21 protein-coding genes and 2 riboswitches are annotated in these 21,820 nt (G+C 42.7%); of the genes, 14 read left to right on the top strand and 7 right to left on the bottom strand.

The genetic code is table 11. The features are described from left to right. Nucleotides 1-13: 13 nt before the first annotated feature. The 5 genes from OTG27_RS07300 to OTG27_RS07280 all read left to right on the top strand — a co-directional run bounded on the left by OTG27_RS07300 (nt 14) and on the right by OTG27_RS07280 (nt 4,189). Nucleotides 14-1,084 (top strand): YheC/YheD family endospore coat-associated protein, encoded by a 1,071-nt coding sequence (locus OTG27_RS07300; RefSeq protein WP_268936620.1) that lies wholly within the window; start codon nt 14-16, stop codon nt 1,082-1,084. A 3-nt stretch (nt 1,085-1,087) separates the two neighbouring features. Beyond that, complete coding sequence (locus tag OTG27_RS07295) at nt 1,088-2,455, top strand: YheC/YheD family endospore coat-associated protein (RefSeq protein ID WP_268936619.1); 1,368 nt, start codon at nt 1,088-1,090, stop codon at nt 2,453-2,455. After that, nucleotides 2,452-3,648: a YheC/YheD family endospore coat-associated protein gene (locus tag OTG27_RS07290; protein WP_268936618.1), complete on the top strand. Its 1,197-nt coding sequence runs from the start codon at nt 2,452-2,454 to the stop codon at nt 3,646-3,648. The genes OTG27_RS07295 and OTG27_RS07290 overlap by 4 nt, the downstream gene beginning before the upstream one ends. Nucleotides 3,649-3,711: 63 nt before the next feature. Further along, nucleotides 3,712-3,915 carry a YheE family protein gene (locus OTG27_RS07285; RefSeq protein ID WP_034314751.1) on the top strand — a complete coding sequence of 68 codons (204 nt, stop codon included), beginning with the start codon at nt 3,712-3,714 and terminating at the stop codon, nt 3,913-3,915. 85 nt (nt 3,916-4,000) lie between these two features. Beyond that, nucleotides 4,001-4,189: a hypothetical protein gene (locus OTG27_RS07280; RefSeq protein ID WP_034314753.1), complete on the top strand. Its 189-nt coding sequence runs from the start codon at nt 4,001-4,003 to the stop codon at nt 4,187-4,189. Between the two features lie 64 nt (nt 4,190-4,253). Here OTG27_RS07280 and OTG27_RS07275 read toward each other — a convergent pair whose 3' ends face one another. Then, on the bottom strand, nt 4,254-5,078 hold the full coding sequence (locus tag OTG27_RS07275; protein WP_268936617.1) for an MBL fold metallo-hydrolase: 825 nt from the start codon (nt 5,076-5,078) through the stop codon (nt 4,254-4,256). 283 nt (nt 5,079-5,361) lie between these two features. After that, nucleotides 5,362-5,466: riboswitch (SAM riboswitch) on the top strand. Between the two features lie 69 nt (nt 5,467-5,535). Between OTG27_RS07275 and OTG27_RS07270 the strand changes: the two genes are divergently transcribed. The 4 genes from OTG27_RS07270 to OTG27_RS07255 all read left to right on the top strand — a co-directional run bounded on the left by OTG27_RS07270 (nt 5,536) and on the right by OTG27_RS07255 (nt 8,673). Beyond that, complete coding sequence (locus OTG27_RS07270; RefSeq protein WP_268936616.1) at nt 5,536-6,552, top strand: methionine ABC transporter ATP-binding protein; 1,017 nt, start codon at nt 5,536-5,538, stop codon at nt 6,550-6,552. Beyond that, on the top strand, nt 6,539-7,207 hold the full coding sequence (locus OTG27_RS07265; protein WP_057275776.1) for a methionine ABC transporter permease: 669 nt from the start codon (nt 6,539-6,541) through the stop codon (nt 7,205-7,207). The genes OTG27_RS07270 and OTG27_RS07265 overlap by 14 nt, the downstream gene beginning before the upstream one ends. A gap of 56 nt (nt 7,208-7,263) precedes the next feature. Beyond that, nucleotides 7,264-8,085 (top strand): MetQ/NlpA family ABC transporter substrate-binding protein, encoded by an 822-nt coding sequence (locus OTG27_RS07260; RefSeq protein WP_268936615.1) that lies wholly within the window; start codon nt 7,264-7,266, stop codon nt 8,083-8,085. Between the two features lie 237 nt (nt 8,086-8,322). Continuing rightward, the gene (locus OTG27_RS07255; RefSeq protein ID WP_483878183.1) at nt 8,323-8,673 is read left to right on the top strand and encodes a hypothetical protein; all 351 of its coding nucleotides are present in this window, start codon (nt 8,323-8,325) and stop codon (nt 8,671-8,673) included. Between the two features lie 240 nt (nt 8,674-8,913). Here OTG27_RS07255 and OTG27_RS07250 read toward each other — a convergent pair whose 3' ends face one another. Further along, nucleotides 8,914-9,951 (bottom strand): NAD-dependent epimerase/dehydratase family protein, encoded by a 1,038-nt coding sequence (locus tag OTG27_RS07250; protein ID WP_268936614.1) that lies wholly within the window; start codon nt 9,949-9,951, stop codon nt 8,914-8,916. A 180-nt stretch (nt 9,952-10,131) separates the two neighbouring features. Between OTG27_RS07250 and OTG27_RS07245 the strand changes: the two genes are divergently transcribed. Continuing rightward, nucleotides 10,132-11,016, top strand: a complete 885-nt coding sequence (locus OTG27_RS07245; RefSeq protein ID WP_057275772.1) for a PucR family transcriptional regulator — start codon at nt 10,132-10,134, stop codon at nt 11,014-11,016. A gap of 113 nt (nt 11,017-11,129) precedes the next feature. Further along, nucleotides 11,130-12,275, top strand: a complete 1,146-nt coding sequence (locus OTG27_RS07240; RefSeq protein WP_098185206.1) for an ABC transporter ATP-binding protein — start codon at nt 11,130-11,132, stop codon at nt 12,273-12,275. Nucleotides 12,276-12,332: 57 nt separating this feature from the next. On the opposite strand, the gene OTG27_RS07235 is transcribed toward OTG27_RS07240, so the two are convergent. Beyond that, entirely contained in the window at nt 12,333-12,575 is a 243-nt protein-coding gene (locus tag OTG27_RS07235; protein ID WP_034314767.1) for a hypothetical protein, read from the bottom strand. Between the two features lie 110 nt (nt 12,576-12,685). Then, nucleotides 12,686-14,068 (bottom strand): class II fumarate hydratase, encoded by a 1,383-nt coding sequence (gene fumC, locus OTG27_RS07230; RefSeq protein ID WP_048687419.1) that lies wholly within the window; start codon nt 14,066-14,068, stop codon nt 12,686-12,688. A 326-nt stretch (nt 14,069-14,394) separates the two neighbouring features. After that, nucleotides 14,395-14,508: riboswitch (SAM riboswitch) on the top strand. Between the two features lie 86 nt (nt 14,509-14,594). Between fumC and OTG27_RS07225 the strand changes: the two genes are divergently transcribed. Together OTG27_RS07225 and metC are read left to right on the top strand one after the other, a co-directional pair. Then, nucleotides 14,595-15,707 carry a methionine biosynthesis PLP-dependent protein gene (locus OTG27_RS07225; RefSeq protein ID WP_145504906.1) on the top strand — a complete coding sequence of 371 codons (1,113 nt, stop codon included), beginning with the start codon at nt 14,595-14,597 and terminating at the stop codon, nt 15,705-15,707. Continuing rightward, nucleotides 15,704-16,885 carry a cystathionine beta-lyase gene (gene metC, locus OTG27_RS07220; protein ID WP_253511016.1) on the top strand — a complete coding sequence of 394 codons (1,182 nt, stop codon included), beginning with the start codon at nt 15,704-15,706 and terminating at the stop codon, nt 16,883-16,885. Before OTG27_RS07225 ends, metC begins: the two co-directional genes overlap by 4 nt. 88 nt (nt 16,886-16,973) lie before the next feature. On the opposite strand, the gene OTG27_RS07215 is transcribed toward metC, so the two are convergent. From OTG27_RS07215 to OTG27_RS07205, 3 genes are all read right to left on the bottom strand, one after another. Then, nucleotides 16,974-17,222 carry a type B 50S ribosomal protein L31 gene (locus OTG27_RS07215; protein ID WP_268936613.1) on the bottom strand — a complete coding sequence of 83 codons (249 nt, stop codon included), beginning with the start codon at nt 17,220-17,222 and terminating at the stop codon, nt 16,974-16,976. A gap of 136 nt (nt 17,223-17,358) precedes the next feature. Further along, complete coding sequence (locus OTG27_RS07210; protein WP_268936612.1) at nt 17,359-19,377, bottom strand: ABC transporter ATP-binding protein; 2,019 nt, start codon at nt 19,375-19,377, stop codon at nt 17,359-17,361. Further along, complete coding sequence (locus OTG27_RS07205) at nt 19,374-21,125, bottom strand: ABC transporter ATP-binding protein (protein WP_268936611.1); 1,752 nt, start codon at nt 21,123-21,125, stop codon at nt 19,374-19,376. The genes OTG27_RS07210 and OTG27_RS07205 overlap by 4 nt, the downstream gene beginning before the upstream one ends. Before the next feature lie 509 nt (nt 21,126-21,634). On the opposite strand from OTG27_RS07205, the gene OTG27_RS07200 reads away from it, so the two are divergent. Further along, nucleotides 21,635-21,802 (top strand): hypothetical protein, encoded by a 168-nt coding sequence (locus OTG27_RS07200; protein ID WP_156404298.1) that lies wholly within the window; start codon nt 21,635-21,637, stop codon nt 21,800-21,802. Nucleotides 21,803-21,820: the final 18 nt, after the last annotated feature.

The following is a 21,820-nucleotide window of genomic DNA, read 5'->3' as shown; positions in this document are numbered from 1 at the left end:
GAGTTGCTAGCACGTGTTAATAGGATTAATGGCCGCGTCGGATACTCATGAAAATAACTACTTCACCGAAATAGCCAAAACCGCTAAATCATTTAATATGAAAGTTTGCAAATTCTCACCGGAAAATATTGATATGGATCTGAAAAAAGTGAGGGGCGAGCGTTTTGATGCCGAGAACGAAACTTGGATCGCCTCATCTTTTGATTTACCTGATTTTGTATATGATCGCTGTTTTCACGGTTTAGTCCGTGAGTCAACGGAAACGCGACACAAAATCGAGTGGTTAAAAGATAACTCGAACTTCTTAGGACTGGGCCTTCCTGGTAAGTGGGAAGTGTACCAAATCCTAAAAAACCATCCACACCTACAGGCATTTTTTCCAGAAACCGTACAAGTGACGACACCTGAAGATATTATAGGGCATTTGGAACGCCTGGATAAAATCATCATCAAACCTGAATTCGGTGCTGGCGGTACAGGAATCTATCTCCTTTCAAAAACCGAAGACGGGACTCTGGTTTCCATGACGAAAAAGGGCACCAAATATGACCGCCCATTCTCCTCCAAATCTCAGCTTAACAAATGGCTGCAGCATTTATTAAATCGATACCGTTATCTTTGCCAGCCATATTTAGAACTTTGCACCCAAAATAATGAGCCATTCGATTTACGGATTTTACTTCAAAAAAACGAGAAGAATCAATGGATGGAACGGGGCCGCGGAATTCGTACGGGACAAAAAGACGGAATTACTTCAAATCTTGCCACAGGCGGGGAAGCCATTTCATTGGATACCTTCAACAAAAGAAACCCGGAAACGATTTCGATTGCTGTCGAACAAAAGATTCATCATATCCTTCGCACCCTGCCCGTTGAAACCGAAGCTGTCTTTGAAAGATTATTCGAGTTGGGAATTGATCTAGGCATCGATAAAAAAGGCCAAATATGGATTATGGACATTAACTCGAAGCCTGGTAGGAAAATCATTCAGGCACTACAGCCGGAGACCATGAAAGATATTCATCGAGCACCGTTTCAGTATAGCCGGTATTTAGCCGCACAGCTTCAGAAAGCAGGTGAATAGGAAGTGAGAAAGACTTATCCTGCCGAAATTGCCGCTATCCCTGGCAATGTTCTCTACTACCCTTCAGAGCTTGGAGATTTGGCAGAGATTGAATTAATTTATTTCGGACGGCATTCATGTCCTGCCATCGTCAAACAAAACCCGGCCGTCAATCAAACAATCGTGCTATCGAAAAGTCTTGCGGAAGCTCTACTATTCGATCATACCGATATTCCCCTTCATTTATTCATATACGGCAAGAGCATCCATATCGGACCGCTTGTCGGAATCTTCTCCTCAGGCTTCACGGGCCTTTCAAACAAACCTTTAGGGGAGAGATCTGAATTTTTCGCAAAGCTCCTTTCGCTTAGCAAGACCACAGGCTGTATTCCCTTTGTTTTTGGAGAGAATGTAATCAATTGGGATGAGGAGACAATCAAAGGCTATGTATTTGATAAAGATGATTGGAACATTTATGAATTTCCTTTTCCTAATGTCATCTATGATCGGCTACCAAATCGGTTGACGGAAAACCGTGATGGACCTAAAGAAGTGAAGCAGAAATTCCAAAAAATATATACCATACCATGGTATAACCCCGGATTTTTCAATAAATGGGATATAAATGAAAGGTTATGTGCAGATGAGCGGGCACTGCCTTATTTGCCGGAAACGTATCCATTTCAATCCATATCCGTGGTGGAAACCCTCCTTTCCCATTACCGGCAAGTTTATATAAAGCCCATTCACGGCAGCCTGGGTCTAGGGATTCACCAAATTCTTTATGATAAGCATGAGAATGTTTACTATTGCCGCTATACAAACGAAGCAAAAGAAAATAAACTGCAACGGTTTTCGACATTGGAATCCATCGTTAAACACATTTTTCACGACCGCCCGCTCGAGAATCTGATCGTGCAGCAGGGCATCCCATTAATTCGATCTGAAAAACGTCCAGTGGATTTCCGGGTCCATACGAACAAGGACAGTAATGGAAAATGGCAGGTGACCGCGATTGCCGCAAAAATCGCCGGCGCCGGCAGCGTCACGACCCATATTAAAAGCGGGGGTGTCATCAAAACGGTTGCCGAACTGTTTGGAGATGACGATGAGGCGACAGAAGTCGAACGAAAGCTTTCGGAAGCCGCACTGATTTTAAGTGACAGTATAGAAAAGAACTTGGACGGCATCATCGCAGAAATAGGATTCGATTTTGGATTGGATAAAAAAGGGCAGGTTTGGATGTTTGAAGCCAATTCCAAGCCTGGACGTTCCATCTTTTCCCACCCAAAACTCAAGGATTTCGAATTGCTGACCAGAAAGCTAAGCCTTGATTATGCCATTTATCTTACGGAACAGACGATTACAAAATCAATCAGAGTGCCGCAATGAACATTTTTTATGATATCCCCACTGAAAATTGGCACCACACTCATGAGAATGCGGAACTTTTCGCCGGCTCTGCCGAAGAAGAAATCAGCTATAAAAAGAACCATTCGAATCAACCTCTAATTCCAATCACAATATTTCCGGGTAACCGAATGCTTACCGTCGGAATTTTAACTGTTTCCAATCCCAAAAAGGAATCAGGTTTGGGTGGAAACCTGACCCTTTTTCGGGATTTATCATTATATTTATTGAAACATGGAATATTGGCGTATGTATTCACAGGAAATGCCCTTCATTCCGAGTCGATGAAAGGGTATCTTTTTTCCTCCATTTCAAACAAGTGGATTGAATGTAAAGTGCCCTTCCCTGACATCGTCTATAACCGTATCCCCTGGAGGAGCTATGAGGCGTCAGAGGAATTCCAACATCTTATCACACATTTTAAAGATAACCGAATGACTCTATTCAACTCTTGTTTTATCGATAAATATGTGATGTTCGAAGCATTAACTGAAGATGGATCCCTCACCAACCACCTTCCGCCCACCATGGTCTTACGAAACAGCGGTTGCCTTGATTCTTTCCTGGAGACATACAGGCATATATACCTTAAGCCATGCAAAGGAAGCCAAGGGAAGGGCATTTATACCATTATCAAAAATGATGATGATACCCTATTGTTCAATAGCTTAAAGCATAGTGAGTCCTTCCCTGATTTTGCTTCCTTCTGGGATACAAAAAAGAGGGATTTATTAAAAAGGAGCTATCTTGCTCAACAGGCGATCATACCAAAAAAACTTTTTGGGCATCGTTATGATTACCGGATTCTCGTCCATTATGAAAAAGGTTTTTATAAAGTGACCGGTAAAGCGGTAAGGATGTCGCAAACACAGGAAATCACCACCCACACTCCCCGAGGCGGAAAGCTTTTTCCTTATCAGGACCTTAAATCAAAAAAACTGGATCTGAAATTAGCGAATGTCGCCCAAAAATGCGGAGAGATACTTTCAAAAAAGATCGGGTTTCTCGGAGAGTTTTCCATTGATATAGGGGAAGACGAATCTGGCTCGCTTTTCATATACGAAGTGAACTCAAAGCCGATGCAATTCGATGAAGAAGAAATTGAAACAAACAGGCTTTTGCATTTAAAAAATCTTTTCATTGAATTAACTTTTTCCAACCTGAAAAGAAAATAACACCTCCAGCTGCCGTTTTCCATTATAATCGAATGAGAAACAGTATATATGGAGGTAATACATATGATCACTCATTTTCAATGGGAACCATTGCATAAGAATCTGCCAGGATGGAAAATTTCCTTTTATTTCAATAAGCAGGCAGTCAAAGCCTTATATCACAAAGATGGATCCATCGAGTGGACAGCCAATCCGCCTTCCGAAACAGATGAAACCAAACTCAAAAGCATGATACATGATTTAATGATCTTCCATGTATATGAATGAAGCCCCTTTACATTCATTAAATCGCTAAACAGAATAAAAATCCCTCCTTTGCCTAAACTAAAGAAAAGGCTAGGAGGGATTTCTTTTGGATAAAGAAAAAATGACATTTTTGAAGGATACCGAATATGATGGCAAGGACTCCGTTTACCTGGATATCGATCGTATCATCAATGAAGGAATGGCGGGCGGAAATGTGTATGAAGTCGCTAACCTTCAGAACATCGAAGAAGCACATGATTTTTATGATGAAACAGATCCCAATGTCAATAAATGAATAAGGTGGGCTCTCTTATGGAGAGCTCTCTTTTATATCAGTCAGACCGTTAAACGGATAGCAATCAAATAGTCCCATTCTCCCTCGCACTTAAAATATTTTCGTTTAATATCGATGTAATGATATGCTCTGAATCCCATTCATGCCCAGATATCTCGATAAGGGGATAGCGATTCGGTAAAACGACCTGCTGGATTTCATGAACGGTCAGCCCTTGAGAATGCAAGCGTAAAATTTCCCCTTGGAGATTTTCCAGATAATCCAGTTTTTTTCGAAACATCTCCTTCCCATTAGGGACATGCCCAGCATGACAGCAAAACACTTCCCCGAAGTCATATTGAAGCAATCTTTTTATGGAATCGATTATCACCGGGACCGACTCTTCCCGTAAGACAAGCTTTGTTTTTGGGGTTACGAAAAGGTCTCCTGAAAAGAGCACGCCATTATTGTGATTCAAATACACCATATGGTCCTTTGCATGACCTGGGGTAAAAATCGGCTCCCACGTTTGGGTACGGGAAGGAATGGCCTTCCCCAGAGGCTCAGCTTTAAAGGCGTCTCTCTTTCCCCAGAAAATTTTGCGGTATTCAGGATATTCAGCATCCTTTGCACAAACCTCAACCGACATCGGGTGAATGAAAAGAGGGACCTTTTTATGTTCCTGTATCCAGGCAGCACCCCCCGTATGATCTTCATGATAGTGAGTCAGGGCCACTGAGTCGAAGTCTGCGGATTCATAGAATGGAGTAAGTTCTTCCAATAAAATCTGTGCGCCAGTATCTATCAATAGGCCATCCGTTAAAAAGACATACACACTCATCCCCGCCTTATTCCCGCCAGGAGTCCCATGCACGCAAACCACATCATTTATCGTCTTGATCTCTATCATTCGGTTTCCTCCCAATCATTGTATAAATATAGTTTCATCTTCCTTTTTTTAACTTTCTATAATAAATGTAGTACCACTTTACCTTTTTGACAAGGAAATATTGGAATGAATAGCTTCGATGAAAATGCTGGATTATTGCATAATAGCCCATTTTCCATGAATCGTTTTAACGGACTGTACCAGATTTAATGACAAAAAAAATAAAAGTAACGATTGACAATGACGGATTTTACAAATAATATAGATTATATTATAAAACTTGAAATATTCTAAAATAATAATTTACTTATCAAGAGTGACGGAGGGATCAGGCCCTGTGATGTCCGGCAACCGCCCTTAGGGAACGGTGCCAATTCCTGCAGAATGATTGCATTCTGAAAGATAAGCCGAGATATGATTTCGCTGCCTCTTTCTGAATGATAGAGGCAGCTTTTTTAATGTTTAAGGGGGAAAGCTCATGATTGAAATCCGTTCAGTCCGAAAGGAATACGTCTCGAAGAAAAACCGAGTTATCGGAGTGGATAACGTATCTTTAACCATTCAAACTGGTGAAATATATGGAATTGTCGGCTACAGCGGAGCTGGAAAAAGCTCATTACTCCGCTGCTTGAATTTGCTTGAACGTCCGACAGGTGGAAAGATCATTATCGACGGCATTGATTTAACCTCTTTATCTAGCAAAGAGCTTCGTAAACAACGGCAAAAAATCGGAATGATATTCCAGCACTTTTCCCTGGTCAGTTCAAAAACCGTTTATGAAAATGTCGCTTTCGCCTTAAGGGCCGCGCATCGATCGAAGGACGCGACTAAGTTACGTGTATTGGAATTGTTGGAAATAGTAGGGCTCAGCGATAAGAAAGATGTCTATCCTGCACAGCTTAGCGGTGGACAGAAGCAACGGGTCGGCATTGCTCGCGCGTTAGCAAATGAACCCACTGTACTATTATGTGATGAAGCGACTTCAGCCCTTGATCCAACAACTACAAAAGCGATTTTACAGTTATTGAAAAAGATAAGCAGTGAGCTTGGTATCACCATCGTGTTGATTACACATGAAATGGAAGTGGTCAAAGAACTATGCCACCGAGTCGCCGTGATGCAGGATGGCCGGGTAATTGAAGAAGGACCCGTTTATGAAATATTTTCACAGCCCAAACAGGAGTTAACGAAGCAATTCATTAGCAGTGTACTGGATTTCGAACTCCCTTCGCACTTGATTGAAGAAAGTGAAGGTACGATTATTAAAATCCAATTTAAAGGGCAAACCGCCGGTGAATCGATTCTTTCGGATACTCTCCAATCCCATGCAGTAAAGGGAAATATTTTACACGGTAAAATTGAGTATATCCAGGATGTTCCTTTAGGCATTTTAATCATCGAGTTAATTGGCGATGCCGTCCAAATTCATTCGGCATTGGAATATATAAAAGATCGTTCCAGTTCTGTGGAGGTGTTAAAACATGTCACTGCTTAATCCCATCGTCAATATTTTACCTGATCTTAATAAAGCCTTTCTTGAAACGATTTATATGGTTGGCGTTTCTCTTGCAGTAGCCCTGCTGATCGGTTTACCGCTTGGAGTATTGCTATTTTCAACAACCAGGAATTTATTTTTTGAAAATGGCATCGTGAATCGATCTCTCGGTTTCGCAGTCAATATTGTCCGTTCAATCCCGTTCATCATTCTCTTGGTCGCCCTCCTTCCTTTAACGGACCTACTTACAGGATCGACGATAGGGCCAAGAGCAGCTTCTGTTTCCCTGTCCGTATCCGCAATCCCTTTTTTTGCAAGGATTGTTGAAACGGCATTACGTGAAATAGACAGAGGAGTGATTGAAGCAGCAATTGCCGTAGGTGCCACTCCATGGATGATCATTAAGGATGTCCTTCTTCCAGAGGCAAAACCGGGAATCATTCAAGGACTGACATTAACGACCATTTCGCTAATCGGTTACTCAGCAATGGCTGGGACAATCGGCGGTGGCGGAATTGGCGACCTGGCCATCCGGTACGGATATTACCGATATGACAACACAGTCATGATCACGACGATCGTCGTGCTGATCTGCCTTGTGCAACTCATTCAAATGGTTGGTGACAAAGTTTCATACATAGTTAACAAGCGATAGGTTCAATCACTTTTTTTAATGACTCAATACATTTCATTACTCAGGAGGAATTTCAAATGAAGAAAATAGCTTCGTTATTATCAGTCTGTGCACTTGCACTCGGCTTGGCAGCTTGCGGGAGCGATGATGCATCCCCAAATACTGAAGACAAAAAAGAATTGAAGATTGGGGCGACTACCGGGCCGTACGCCGATATGGTTAAGGAGGCCATCAAACCAGGTCTGGAAGATCTTGGATACAAAATAGAGATCGTCGAATTCACCGACTATATCCAGCCGAATAAGTCGCTTGGCAACAACTCGATCGACGCCAACCTTTTCCAGCATAAAGTGTACATGGATAACTTCGCTAAAGAAAATGATTTAAAGCTTTCCGACCTTATCATAGTTCCAACAGCGCCAATGGGCATATATTCTAATAAGTATAATTCATTGAAAGAAGTGAAAGACGGTACATCCATTGCAGTGCCCAATGATCCGGTTAACCTGGCACGTGCACTAAAAGTGCTGGTGGATGAAGGGTTGATTGAAGTCGATCCAAATGTCGACCCTTTAAAAGTATCTGAAAAGGATGTAACGAAAAATCCAAAAAACATCCAGCTAAAACCATTGGAATCCGCTCAGTTGCCCCGCGCAACAGACAGCGTCGACCTATCGGCGGTCCCTGGCAACTTTGCTCTTGCAGCGAAAATGGACCTCAAGGATGCCCTAGTTTTAGAAAACATGCCGGATATGTATCGAAACGTTGTTGCAGTGAATACAAAAGATGTAGACGCTCAATTTGCCAAGGATATTAAATCAGTAGTGGAATCCGACCAGTTTGAAAAAGTGATCGATGACAAATTTGCCGGATTCGGAAAACCAGACTGGATGAATTGATCAAATAATCAAGGCCTGCTTCCCCTTTACCGGGAACAGGCCTTTCATTAAGGAGAGCAATTATGAGTACCTTACTGGAGGTCCGCAGCGGCCCCGCCTATTACGCATTTACATGCCGGAATCGGCGATACATTCGCGAAATGGTACGAGGGCAATACACTGGCCGAAAAGCTCGCCACCAAGTCCATTTGTTTTGAATTGGCCCATCTGGCCGCAAGGCAATGCCAGGAAGTTTTATTGACATATGGCGAGGAAGCCTTAGCTGATTTGGAAAAAGGGAGATGGACAGATGCGCTGCAGCGTGTAATTGAAACGAACATCATCACCAGTGGTCTTGTTGGCGGGTTTGGCGGCCAGTACTTGCGCGTTGCCGGTGCCCACTCCATTCATAATGGCATGACTTCCATCACCCAAGCGCATCATTTACTTCACGGGGAAAAAGTGGCATATGGAATTTCATTCCAACTTATGCTAGAAGGGAAATTCTCGGAAATCAAACAATTGCTGCCCATCTACCGGGTGCTTAAATTGCCGATGACATTGCTTGATATTGGCCTGACTGTTGAACTAAGGCGGAACTTCAACTGATTGCAGCCCACTCTGTCAAAGAAGGTGAAGACATCCATCTTCTTTTCCCTGATATCAACAAGGAAAAAGTGGCAGCCGACATGGAAAACCTTGAAATCCTTACAAACCATGCAAGCCCTTCCTAAAAAAGCGATGGGGTTTTGACCCCATCGTTTTTTTGATTCCTCATTGTATAAAGTCATCCTTTCCACCAAGCATACATAATGTTCCATTAATACTTCAGTATAATAAAAGAAGGTCTCAACCTATTGTCTGTTTCCATAATCCAAGAAGATCACTTTCATGTTGTCTGTGCATGCCTGCTTTTCTATCGGCGGATTCCGGACGGCCCTTTTCCCAATTCCATATATCTTCGAGAGTTTCTGATAGGGGACGGAATGTCAGTCCATTTTTGATTGCTTTATCGTTTTCGACAGCCAAAAACCCATTCAAAGGTTCCTTACCTCCTGGTAAAGAGAATTCTTCCGGTATCCATAAAGGCATTTCTCCCCACGGCTCTACTTTATTGTCATTTAAAAATTTTTCAGAGACCCATGTAAAGGCAGCATTACTTCTTGTTACCTTTTTGCAGCCTTCAAGTATTTGCCCCATTGTCAGTATGTATTCTGGTCCAACGGCATTATACGTACCTGTCACGCCCTTTTCCATCATTTGGATGATCCATTGAGCCAAGTCCCTTGCATCGATAATTTGGATTGGACGTCCAGGGCGTCCAGGCGCTAAAACTTCTCCCCCCTCCGCTATTCTTTTAAGCCAGTACGGCAATCGGTCAGTGTAATCATATGGACCTACTATTTGCCCGGCACGAATTGACAAGACTTTCCCCGGCAGTTCTTTTTCAGCTGCTTTTTCGCTTAATGATTTTAACGGACCATAATATTCACCGTATATCGGTCCAGCCGTTCCGCGGGTTATTTCTTCTGCTTTATCTTCATTTAGTGCATGAACCTCTCCACTTTCATCAATACCTGGTTCGGTTGGATCACTATAAACTGAGATGCTTGAAATATATGTATAATGTTTAACTTGATTAAGCAACCGGCAAGATTTTGATACAGTTCGAGGGATAAAGCCTGATGTATCAATGACTGCATCCCATTGTCTTCCTTTCAGCATTTCAAGATCACCGTCGCGATCCCCTTTTAATTGTTCTATTTCGGGGAAAACATAAGGGTCATTTCCACGATTAAAAAGTGTGATATCATGCCCCTTCTCTATTGCAGCTTTTGCTATATATCGGCCTAAAAACCGTGTACCGCCCAATATTAAAATGTTCATGGATCTCCTCCTCTTAAACGATATTCCATAAAGCATACGCAATACCCTCTCCTGAAATTAATAATACTTGCAACTTTTCTTTGGTTTTCCCTTCTCGGAAAAACTAAAGATATCCTAATCTTTTGAACTTTATTCTTTTTCGCTATAATGATATGGAAAGGGAGAAAGAAGGTGGAACCGATGCTTGAAAATCTTAAACAAAAATTCCCGAACGCTCTTACCAATAAAAAGGATACTGATGATATTTCTAATTATGTTTGGTTCGAAGACTTCAGAAGTATACTTGGTATTCCCCGTTCAGAAATCACAGCAGAAGAAATCCGTTTATTGGAACTGCTTTTTGTTCCTTCCATAAACCCAAATAACCTCAATGCACATCCAGGCTCATCATGGAAAAATTTTTTATCCGAACCGAATGCACCATTGCCTTTAACGAGTTGGGAGAATGTTAGATTCCTTCATTTCAAGTTGACTCATGCTGATTTTTCCAACTCTGATTTTGAAGGGGCCTTCCTCGCTTTCGTTCCATCTGACGCAGCTATTATTTGGGAAAATGAAACGGCAGGCGTCTTAATTGAACCGGACAAGGATGAACCATTATCAAATAAAGAACTGATCGCCATTACTTCCACACTTGAAAGTGACTTTTATGTAAAGACCCGTATGTTCACCGGGCGATTTCACCCTGTAGATCAAGACCTTCGCCATCACTGGACTCAGGAGAAAAAGTGTTTTGAAGTGGCACAGGTGCATCTGCCGGATATAAAAGTGACTGATTTGGCAGACATCATCCCATACTCATTAATAAATGATCCATCCTTTAAGAATGCAAATTGGTTTATCAATGAAATTCTTGGCAAGACCAAGCAGGATACTGAGCTTATCAAAACGGTTAAAACGTATATCGAGTGTAACTCCAATGCCACATATGCCGCCAAACAGCTTTATATACATCGGAACAGCTTACAATACCGAATCGATAGATTCTCTGAAAAAACTGGTCTCGATATTAGAAACTTCCGTCATGCCCTTACTGCATACTTGATACTTTTACTGAATGATTAATTTCCAATGTAAACACTTTTTTGTGCAATATGCCCATACTTTTTTCAAAACCTATAGCTTAGACTATAGCTAATTGGTACAAGTAATCTAAGAGTTTAAAAGGGGGATTTTTCATGGCAGAGTTAGTGTTAGATCATATATTCAAGATTTATGATAAAAAGGTGACGGCTGTTAAAGACTTCAACCTTCGTGTTGCCGATAAGGAATTCATCGTTTTTGTGGGACCTTCAGGTTGCGGGAAATCAACGACATTAAGGATGATTGCCGGACTGGAAGACATTTCCCAAGGGGATTTATACATAGACGGCAAGAGAGTCAATGATGTCCCCCCTAAAGATCGCGATATTGCGATGGTTTTCCAGAACTATGCCTTATATCCTCATATGTCTGTATTTGACAATATGGCATTCGGATTAAAGCTCAGGAAAACGCCAAAAGCTGAAATCAAGCAAAGAGTAAATGAAGCGGCAAGGATTCTCGGACTTGAAGAGCTGCTAAACAGGAAACCTAAAGCGCTTTCAGGTGGTCAGCGCCAGCGTGTTGCACTTGGCCGTGCAATTGTAAGGGACGCAAAAGTTTTCTTGATGGATGAGCCATTATCCAATCTCGACGCAAAACTGCGGGTTCAAATGCGCGCGGAAATAGCTAAACTGCATAAACGGCTCGACACCACAACGATATATGTCACACATGACCAAACAGAGGCAATGACCATGGCGACACGTCTTGTTGTAATGAAAGATGGTATCATCCAACAGGTCGGTGCTCCAAAGGATGTTTATGAGAAACCAATAAACGTGTTTGTCGGCGGCTTTATCGGATCGCCTGCCATGAACTTCTTTACCGGAACATTAAAAGAAGGCACAATCAAAATAGGCGAACAAACGCTTGAAATACCTGAATTTAAGATGAAAATGCTACGTGATCAAGGATATGTCGGAAAAGATGTAATCCTTGGAATCCGTCCGGAAGATTTCCATAATGAAGGAGCTTATTTCACGGAGTCCCCTAACACTACATTCACGACCCAAATTGATGTAGCCGAACTCATGGGCGCGGAGATCATGCTCTACTCCACTTTAGAGGGGCAGGACTTCGTTGCAAGGGTCGATGCCAATAACATTATCCAGGCAGGCGAAAAGATCGAACTTGCCCTCGACATGAATAAAGCGCACTTTTTTGATAAAGGGACCGAACATCGTATTTTAGTTGAAGAAGATGAACAGATGCAGGAAAGCATGAAGTTATCTGCCAATTAAACATGAAAAGACCCATTCATTATGGGTCTTTTTACGTTTATTAAAATAAAGGGCGATTCATTCCTGGACCAATACCACTTCATCATGTCCGCATTCAGGGCATTTCATGAGATGGGGACATTGCCCTTTTTGAAGGGATTGAGGGTATCCGTCGTTTTCTTTAAGTATGTCGATATCCATATAAGCACTGTAATCATCAGCATAATCCATGAATTTCCCTTTATCCTCAAGTTCACTGCCGCATTCCGGGCAATCCACATGAATTTTTCTTAGACCGTTGCAAAGCGGGCATATAGACATTGTTTTTTCCTCCTGTTCCAGATACTTATGATTTCAGTATTTGTCGATTCCAGTATTTTAACACATGGAAACACCCTCCCTAATGCTAGAGGGAGGGTGTTTCCATCCAATTATTTATTAACCATGTTAGCAGGATCGACCCATGCTTTGAATTCATCTTCCGTCAGGAACTCCAGTTTCAATGCCGCTTCTTTTAACGTGGAGTTGTCCTTGAAGGCAGTTTTGGCGATCTTGGCTGCTTTTTCATAACCGATATGCGGGTTCAATGCTGTTACCAGCATAAGGGAACGCTCTACATTTTCTTTGATCTTATCTTCATTTGCAGTGATGCCAACCGCACAATTATCGTTGAAGGAATGAATGCCTTCCGTCAATAATTTGACTGTTTGCAGGAAGTTATAGATGATGACTGGTTTGAATACATTCAATTCAAAGTTACCTTGGCTTGCTGCAAAGCCAATTGTAGCATCGTTACCCACGATTTGTGTCGCAATCATGGTAAGCGCTTCACTTTGGGTCGGATTGACTTTACCTGGCATGATGGAGCTGCCCGGCTCGTTTTCCGGAATGGCAATTTCTCCGATTCCGCTTCTCGGTCCACTTGCAAGCCATCTGACATCGTTCGCAATTTTCATTAAATCTGCCGCCAATGCTTTCAAAGCACCGTGTGCGTAGACGATTTCGTTATGGCTAGTCAATGCATGGAACTTATTATCAGATGTGACAAAAGGATATCCTGTATCCGCTGCAATTTGTTTGGCAGAAAGTCCCGGGAATTCTTTCTTTGTATTGATTCCGGTTCCTACAGCCGTTCCGCCTAGAGCAAGGTTCAATAGTTTTTGGCTGCTTTCCTCAATCATCGCCAAGTCTTTATCGAGCATCGCTTTCCAACCGGAAATTTCTTGTCCTAATGTTAAGGGTGTAGCATCTTGAAGATGTGTCCGGCCGATTTTCACGACATCCCAAAATTCTTTTTCTTTTGTATCGAATGTATCACGAAGTGCTTTGATGGCAGGAACCAATTTTTCAGCGACTTCCATAAAGGCTGCAATATGCATGGCAGTCGGGAAAGTATCATTTGAGCTTTGTGCCTTGTTAACATCATCATTCGGGTGAAGGATTTCCGATTCACCATTTTCTTTTAACCATTCATTCCCTTTGTTAGCGACCACTTCATTCACATTCATATTACTTTGCGTACCGCTTCCCGTTTGCCAAACTACAAGCGGGAAATGTTCATCAAGCGTACCTTCAAGGATTTCGCCGCAAATCTTGACGATGGCGTTCTTTTTAACTTCGGAAAGATCGCCAAGATCATAGTTCACCTTTGCAGCAGCTTGTTTAACGTATGCAAATGCACGAACCAATTCAATCGGCATTTTTTCATTACCGATTTTGAAATTGTTACGGCTTCTCTCAGTTTGTGCTCCCCAATATTTATCAGCAGGAACTTTCACTTCACCCATCGTATCACGTTCGATTCTGTATTCCATGTGTTCTCCTCCTAAGTTTGCACTATTCATTGAAGAATTTTTGCATATGAAATGAATAATGTCGGATTATTCTTTCTCTCCATACATTGTACAAACTTTATTATTTTAAAGCAAAAATATCCCGTTGACCCTTTCCATATTTCTGAAAAATCCTAGGCCATTCATATTTTGATGAAAATTTGGATATTCTTTTTTGATACATAAAGTGTAGGCACCGCTAGGCTTCAATTGACCTGGCCATGAACACCAACACATCATTACCCCCAAAATGTCCTTGACAGTGTTTTGTATATATAGTAAATTCAAAAGAAATTGAATAATCTAAACTCTTATCGAGAGAGGTAGAGGGAATGGCCCGATGACACCTCAGCAACCTTCATTTGTTTCAAACCAATGAAAAGGTGCTAATTCCACAAGTTTATGAACTTGGAAGATAAGAAGAATGACTCGTCCCTACTTAATCAAAGTCTTCTTCTTAAAGAAGACTTTTTTTTATTTTATTTAACTCAAAGGAGCAGTGAAAACCATGTATAAACCTGAAACATATCTTGCTCAATTAGGAAATCGCAGTGAAACGGCGACAGGAACAGTCAATCCGCCAGTATACTTTTCAACAGCTTTTCGCCACGAAGGAATCGGTCAATCGACGGGATTCGACTACACAAGGACAGGTAACCCTACCCGCCAGCTATTGGAGCGATCCATCGCCGATCTGGAAAAAGGAGACCAAGGCTATGCCTGCAGTTCAGGAATGGCCGCCATCTCGACTATACTCGCCCTTTTTAAATCCGGGGATGCGTGGATTGTCAGTGAAGATCTTTATGGCGGTACATATCGGCTGTTAGAACAAGGTTTTAAAAAATGGGGATTGCAGTGTGACTATGTAAACACTTGTTGTTTGGAGGATATCGAAAAAGCCATCACTCCTCACACGAAAGCCATCTTCATCGAAACTCCCACTAACCCTCTTATGCAGCAAACGGATATTAGCGCCGTTGCCGCATTGGCTAAACGATATAATTTATTGCTAATCGTTGATAACACTTTTTACACGCCTCTTATTCAACAACCAATCTTGCTTGGAGCTGATATTGTGATCCATAGTGCAACCAAGTATCTCGGTGGTCATAATGATGTGCTCGCTGGACTGATCGTTGCTAGCGGCGCTGAATTATGTGATGCACTTGCCTTCCATCATAATGGCACTGGAGCTGTCTTGAGCCCATTTGATTCTTGGCTGTTGATGCGCGGAATGAAAACCCTGGCATTGCGGATGGAGCGTCATGAAAAGAATGCCAAGATACTTGTAGAATACTTATCGGAGCATGATTGTGTTACGGACGTATTGTATCCGGGCCGAGGCGGCATGATTTCTTTCCGCATCATTGATGAAGCGGCGGTCAACCCATTTTTACAATCGCTCTCATTAATTTCCTTTGCAGAAAGCCTGGGAGGGGTTGAAAGCTTCATCACCTATCCCGCCACACAAACACATGCCGATATACCGCTTGAGGTCAGAACGGCAAACGGTGTTTGTAATCGACTGCTCCGCTTCTCCGTTGGCATCGAGGATAGCGACGATTTGATTGGTGACTTGCAGCAAGCATTCGCACATGTAAAAAGGGAGGCACTACGATGACAGATCATGATTTTAGCTTTGAAACAAAATTACTTCATAATCAACATAAATTCGATCCGGTAACGGGCGGTGTGAGCGTCCCCATCCAGCATGCATCGACTTTCCATCAATCCGATATCGATCAATTCGGTAAATATGACTACAGCAGAAGCGGGAACCCAACCCGCGAGGCACTTGAAGACATCATTGCCGAACTTGAGGAAGGCACTCACGGCTTTGCCTTTTCATCAGGTATGGCTGCCATTTCAACAGCCTTCCTGCTATTGTCTGCCGGGGATCATATCGTCATTTCCGAAGATGTGTATGGCGGAACGTTCAGGATGGTCACAAGCGTTTTGAACCGTTTCAATATTGAGCATACCTTCGTTGACATGACGGACCTTGAAAGTGTCAAAGCGGCGGTTCAGCCAAATACCAGGGCCATATACATTGAAACGCCTTCAAATCCTTTACTTAAAGTGACCGATATTCAAGCTGTATGTGATATCGCAAAAAAAGCCGGTGCCTTAAGTTTTGTTGATAATACATTCTTGACGCCCGCATTGCAAAAACCGCTGAATCTGGGCGCTGATGTTGTCCTTCATAGCGCGACGAAGTTTTTATCCGGACATAGTGATGTGGTAGCTGGGCTTGCGGTCGTGAAAGATCCGGAATTGGCGGCAAGACTCGGTTCACTTCAAAACTCCTTTGGAGCGGTCCTTGGTGTTCAGGATGCCTGGCTCGTAATGAGAGGCTTGAAAACCTTGTCAGTTAGAATGGAACATTCACAAAAAGGGGCCGAAAAGATTGCAGCCTACTTAAAGGAGCAGCCCTTGGTGAAAAAAGTGTATTATCCCGGCCTAGCCGATCATCCACAGCACGCCATCCAGAAAGGCCAGTCACTCGGAGCAGGGGCGGTCCTTTCATTTGAATTGGAAAGTGAGGAAATCTTCCGTTCCTTCGTGAACACTGTCGAGCTCCCTGTTTTTGCCGTAAGCCTGGGAGCGGTAGAATCCATATTATCCTACCCGGCCAAAATGTCCCATGCGGCCATGCCTGCTGATGAAAGGGAAAAGCGAGGCATTACGAATAGCTTGCTCCGCCTCTCTGTCGGACTGGAAAATCCGGACGATTTAATCAAAGACTTCGAAGCTGCCCTCGTCAATATTGCCAAAGGGGAAGCAATTGCTGCAAAATGATTAAAGTAATGGGTGCCTCATATTTTATGGGCACCTTTTTTATTCCATCAATAAAAAGAAGACCATCGATTTCCCGATGGCCTAACTCTCATTTCTTCATATTATATTTATCCAGGAAGCGATCCACCCGTCCGCCTTTTTCAGCAAACTTCTGCTTTCCTGTATAATAAGGGTGCGTATCCGAGCTGATTTCCACTTTTAATAAAGGATATGTTTGCCCGTCTTCCCAAACGATTGTTTCATTGGACGTCTTAGTGGAGCCTGCCAAAAATTTATACCCACTGTTGGTATCCATGAATACCACTTGTTGATAATCGGGATGAATTTCTTGTTTCACTATTATCACCTCATCGTCAGTATAGGTATATCTTAAACGTAATGATTACTATTATCAACCATTATGCTTTAAGGTACCAAAAGTCGGTACCTTCATTATAGTTTAATCTAGATGATCTACCCTTATTCCATTGTGTTCAGCCAGCCATGCCTTTATGCGGACCTGCCTGCAGTTCATACATTTGATAGTACTTCCCTTTCAGTTCCATTAATTCCTCATGTGTACCTTGCTCAGCAATCCGCCCTTTTTCCAGTACAAGAATTTGGTCGGCATTTTTTATCGTGGAAAGCCTATGTGCAATGATGAAGGTCGTTCTCCCTTTTTTCAGCACTTCCATACCCTCCTGGATAATTGCCTCGGTTTCGGTGTCGATGCTTGCTGTCGCTTCATCCAAGATCAATATGGCCGGATTGAATGCAAGGGCACGGGCAAAAGAGATTAGCTGACGCTGTCCGGAAGACAGCGTTCCGCCTTTTTCGATCACGGGCTCGTCAAGCCCTAAAGGAAGATGCTTCAGCACTTTGTCCCCCCCGACATCTCTTAATGCTTTTTCAACCATTTCCCTTGTGATGCCTTTATGATTGAGACTGATATTGGAGGCGATGGTGCCAGTAAATAAATAGGGGTCCTGAAGGACGATCCCCATATGCTCCCTAAGCGTCTGATGGGGGATATCCAATATATTTCTGCCATCGATTTTGATCTGACCTTCACTGCTGTCATAAAAGCGGAATAATAAATTCATTATGGAGCTTTTTCCTGAACCGGTGTGGCCAACTAAAGCCACCGTTTCCCCCTGTCTAGCGGAGAAGGAAATGTCCCTTAACACATATTCTTTATCCTTATAACCAAAAGAAACATTTTCGAATTGTACGTTTCCTTTGTATCTGGATATGTTTTCATCGCTGACTGCCAATCCCTTCTCATCCAATAAGCTGAACGTCCTCTCCCCTGCAACAAGCGCCTGTTCAAGATTAGCGAACTGATTGACGATTCCGTGAAGCGGATGTAGCAGGCGGCTGATCAAATCAACAATTGCATACATCATCCCTAAGGAAATGGCCGAACCCGCTGTAAGGGAAATCCCGCCGAAATACCAGACGAAGGCCATCAGCGCCAAAAGCTTAATGACGCCAATCAAGTTTCCACCCGTCAACGAATTCAAATGGAGCATTTTATTTTGATAGGAAAAATGCTCCCGGTTCAGATTTTCAAAAGATTGCTTCGTCTCCTTTTCACGTCCAAATGCCTGAATGATGCTCATACCAGAAATGGATTCATTAATCATTCCATTAATATCGCTGACCCGTTCCCGAATGATGTGATTATATTTCGAGGCGAATTTACGGTATACCATCGTCCAGATAACGATGATCGGAATAAGTAGAAGGCCAATGGTACCGACTCGTGGATCCAGAATAAACAAAGCAATTAGAACGCCGAAAATATTAATGGTACTCGAGAAGAAGTTGGCGAGCACGGTTACATATAATTCCCGGATCGCTTCCGTATCATTAGTGACCCTGGCTACAATTTTACCCGCTGGCATATTATCAAAATAACGTATCGGCAGACGGGAAATATGCCTAAAAATATCATTTCGCATCTTCTGTATGATTCGGTTCGCCGCTTTCTGTAAATAAAAACTCTGGCCATATTGAAAAATGGAGGAAAGGATGACAAGGCTAAAATAAAAAGCCACAAGCTTAATGATCCGCGGGATTTCCGGTTGATAAAACCCCATCACTTCCTGACTCGTCAATTTCACTGCTTGCGCACGTTGCTCTTTCCCGTCTTTCTTGATGATCAATGATTGGTTCTCCAAGGTTCTGCGCCCATCTATAGGGACAGCTTCATCTACGAAGACAAATTGATTGCCAACCTGCAGAACATGGACTTCCCTGCCTTTCTTCTCACCTTTTGAAAAGTAATCAGCCCGTTTATACCAACTTCCATCATACTTAACTGCATCTTTTCCTTTACCTGTTTCATGCCAGGAAGATTCGATGCCAAGTATATGTGAATCGATGATTTTCTTGGCAACGAAAGGCCCCGTTAAATCGGCCGCTACCGAAAGAGCAAGCATGATCAGGGCGCCAATGATCAATTTTTTATAAAGGGCAGCATAATTAAAAAGTTTCTTTACGACCTTCATGCCTTCACCTCCGTTCCTTCGTCAACCTGCTGTCGTTCATATTGCTCGCTATACCAGCCATCATTCAGCAGTAAATCCGCATGAGTCCCCTCTTCGATGATCTTTCCGCTGTCCAATACGATAATCCTGTCCGCGTGCTGAACGGCTGATAAGCGGTGGGTTGTGATGATGGTCGTTTTCCCTGCCCGTTCTTTTTGGATATTTTCGATGATCGTCGTTTCCGTTTTTGCATCGACAGCGGATAAGGAATCATCCAATATAAGGATTTCCGGATTTTTGATCAATGCCCTGGCAATCGAGATCCTCTGCTTTTGCCCACCGGACAGAGCGACACCCTTCTCACCGACGAGTGTCTCTAGCCGGTTTGGCAGCATCATTAAATCCTTCTCAAAATCAGCAAGCCGGATGGCTTCAGCCAGTTCACCTTCCGTTGCATCCATTTTACCGAATAAGATATTTTCCCTAACAGTCTTCGAGAATAAAAAATGGTCCTGTGGAACATATCCGATCCATTTACGGATATCTTCAAGGTGCAGTTGCTCCAGCGGCATGCCTGCAAAAGCGATTTCACCTGTTCCTAAAGGATATTCCCGCAGCAATTGCTTCACGAATGTCGTTTTTCCACTACCTGTTTTCCCCACTATCCCCAATGTTTGACCGCGCTCAAGCTGAACGGAAATATCGGATAGATTCACAACCGTTGAGGACGGGTATGTAAAATGCACGGAATTGAATTGGATATTCCCCGGGTTCGTAATACTCTCCATCCCCATTGAATTCTTCACATCCGCTTCATACGAAAGGGTATCCTGAACACGGTCTAGCGAAGCATTTCCCCTTTGCATTACATTGATCAGTTCACCCACCGCGATCATCGGCCAAATTAACATGCCTAGGTACACATTGAACGAAACAAGCCCGCCAAGCGTTATGGCCTGTTGAAACACAAGATAAGCCCCATAGCCCAAACCGATTAAATAGCTGATGCCGATGATAATGCTGATTGTCGGATCAAAGAGGGCGTCGATCCTTGCCACGGCTAGGTTTTTGCCATATACATCCTCGGTCATTTCCTCAAATCGCTTTTCATCTTCCCGTTCCTGGACATAGGCCCGGATAACACGGACACCGGAAATGGATTCCAGGACCTTGTCATTTAAAGTGCCAAAGGCTGCTTGTGCATCCGTAAAACGTTTGTAAATTTTCTTCACGTAAATTTGCATCAGCACTGCCATGATCGGAAGCGGCAGCACCGCCGCAATCGTCAACTGCCAGCTGATCGTGGCTCCCATCATGACCACTACCGTGATGGTGAACAGCACCGCGTCTACGAGGGTCAATATCCCGAAACCAGCTGTGAGGGATATTGCCTTTAAATCATTGGTTGCCCTAGCCATTAAATCTCCTGTACGGTTTTTTTCATAAAAACTTGGAGTCATTTTAAGCAAATGGCCCATAAACCCTGACCTTAGCTTCCGTTCGACCAAGTTTCCGCCGCCGAATAACAGATAACTCCATAAGTAACCAAATAGGTAACTGCCGATCAGTACCATGAGCAAATAAATAACGTATTTCATGACCCCTTCCTGCGTCATGCTGCCATTGTTCATATCATCGATGGCATTCCCGACAAGTTTTGGCGGGATAACCTCCAAGATATTCACTAGACATAGAAATAAAATCGCCAAGGTGTAACGCTGCCACTGTTCTTTAAAGAACCAGGACAGTTTTTTAAAAATCGCAAACATGAATTCCCCTCCCTTTTGGTCAAACCTTTCACTCGCTAACCGCTTTCTGGATCTCCCGGCTGCAATAAGATTTCCAATGTCTTTTGTCTCATTTATAGTTCCTCCTATCCTTTATATGGAAAGGGTGCTAATGCACCTGGATCCAAAATGCCAAAAAGCCCCCGCCAATTAGCGGAAGCTTTTTTAGATGCGTAATAACACCTATAAAAGCGCAGGCCGCGAAAATTCCACAACCTGCGCTTTAAAATCATGAAAGGAAGCGAGGAATCCTATGTCTGGAAAGACAAGGTATCAGGGCAGGCGGACGTATGATATTCAATTGTGACATCACTGTGCTTAACTGATTTAGTCATGACGTTCGCCTCCTTTTCCATTGATTAATGGTAATTTTTAACTTATTTTTAAAGATTACTACGTTTGCATATTTTTGTCAATTATGACTTTTCTAGATTATTGATGGATAATCCTTTATTCTAATAAGAATGACGCAACCTAAGGAGGTTCAGCATATGCAATGGAGAAAATATATACTCCTGGCGGTTCCCTTTTTATTATCAGCCATTTTCATCTTATTTGCCGTACCGGTCCAATATAGATTTTTATCCTTCACTCCTGTGTTTCTTTTCTGGATAGTTTATTATATTTTATTGTACCGGGAAAAGAAGAAAAAAAGATGACATCACCTTGGGGGGTTG

It is taken from the genome of Peribacillus sp. AS_2 (assembly GCF_026891895.1).
Classification (GTDB): Bacteria; Bacillota; Bacilli; order Bacillales; family DSM-1321; genus Peribacillus; species Peribacillus frigoritolerans.
The sequence above is the reverse complement of the archived record's forward strand: the minus strand, read 5'-3'. Positions and strand labels throughout refer to the sequence as shown.

Coding starts and splice junctions, on each gene's coding strand:
- OTG27_RS07290 (WP_268936618.1), top strand. CDS start 2,452: ATGAACATTTTTTATGATATCCCCACTGAAAATTGGCACCACACTCAT.
- OTG27_RS07285 (WP_034314751.1), top strand. CDS start 3,712: ATGATCACTCATTTTCAATGGGAACCATTGCATAAGAATCTGCCAGGA.
- OTG27_RS07275 (WP_268936617.1), bottom strand. CDS start 5,078: ATGATAGAGATCAAGACGATAAATGATGTGGTTTGCGTGCATGGGACT.
- OTG27_RS07270 (WP_268936616.1), top strand. CDS start 5,536: ATGATTGAAATCCGTTCAGTCCGAAAGGAATACGTCTCGAAGAAAAAC.
- OTG27_RS07265 (WP_057275776.1), top strand. CDS start 6,539: ATGTCACTGCTTAATCCCATCGTCAATATTTTACCTGATCTTAATAAA.
- OTG27_RS07260 (WP_268936615.1), top strand. CDS start 7,264: ATGAAGAAAATAGCTTCGTTATTATCAGTCTGTGCACTTGCACTCGGC.
- OTG27_RS07250 (WP_268936614.1), bottom strand. CDS start 9,951: ATGAACATTTTAATATTGGGCGGTACACGGTTTTTAGGCCGATATATA.
- OTG27_RS07245 (WP_057275772.1), top strand. CDS start 10,132: ATGCTTGAAAATCTTAAACAAAAATTCCCGAACGCTCTTACCAATAAA.
- OTG27_RS07240 (WP_098185206.1), top strand. CDS start 11,130: ATGGCAGAGTTAGTGTTAGATCATATATTCAAGATTTATGATAAAAAG.
- OTG27_RS07235 (WP_034314767.1), bottom strand. CDS start 12,575: ATGTCTATATGCCCGCTTTGCAACGGTCTAAGAAAAATTCATGTGGAT.
- fumC (WP_048687419.1), bottom strand. CDS start 14,068: ATGGAATACAGAATCGAACGTGATACGATGGGTGAAGTGAAAGTTCCT.
- OTG27_RS07225 (WP_145504906.1), top strand. CDS start 14,595: ATGTATAAACCTGAAACATATCTTGCTCAATTAGGAAATCGCAGTGAA.
- metC (WP_253511016.1), top strand. CDS start 15,704: ATGACAGATCATGATTTTAGCTTTGAAACAAAATTACTTCATAATCAA.
- OTG27_RS07210 (WP_268936612.1), bottom strand. CDS start 19,377: ATGAAGGTCGTAAAGAAACTTTTTAATTATGCTGCCCTTTATAAAAAA.
- OTG27_RS07205 (WP_268936611.1), bottom strand. CDS start 21,125: ATGTTTGCGATTTTTAAAAAACTGTCCTGGTTCTTTAAAGAACAGTGG.
- OTG27_RS07200 (WP_156404298.1), top strand. CDS start 21,635: ATGCAATGGAGAAAATATATACTCCTGGCGGTTCCCTTTTTATTATCA.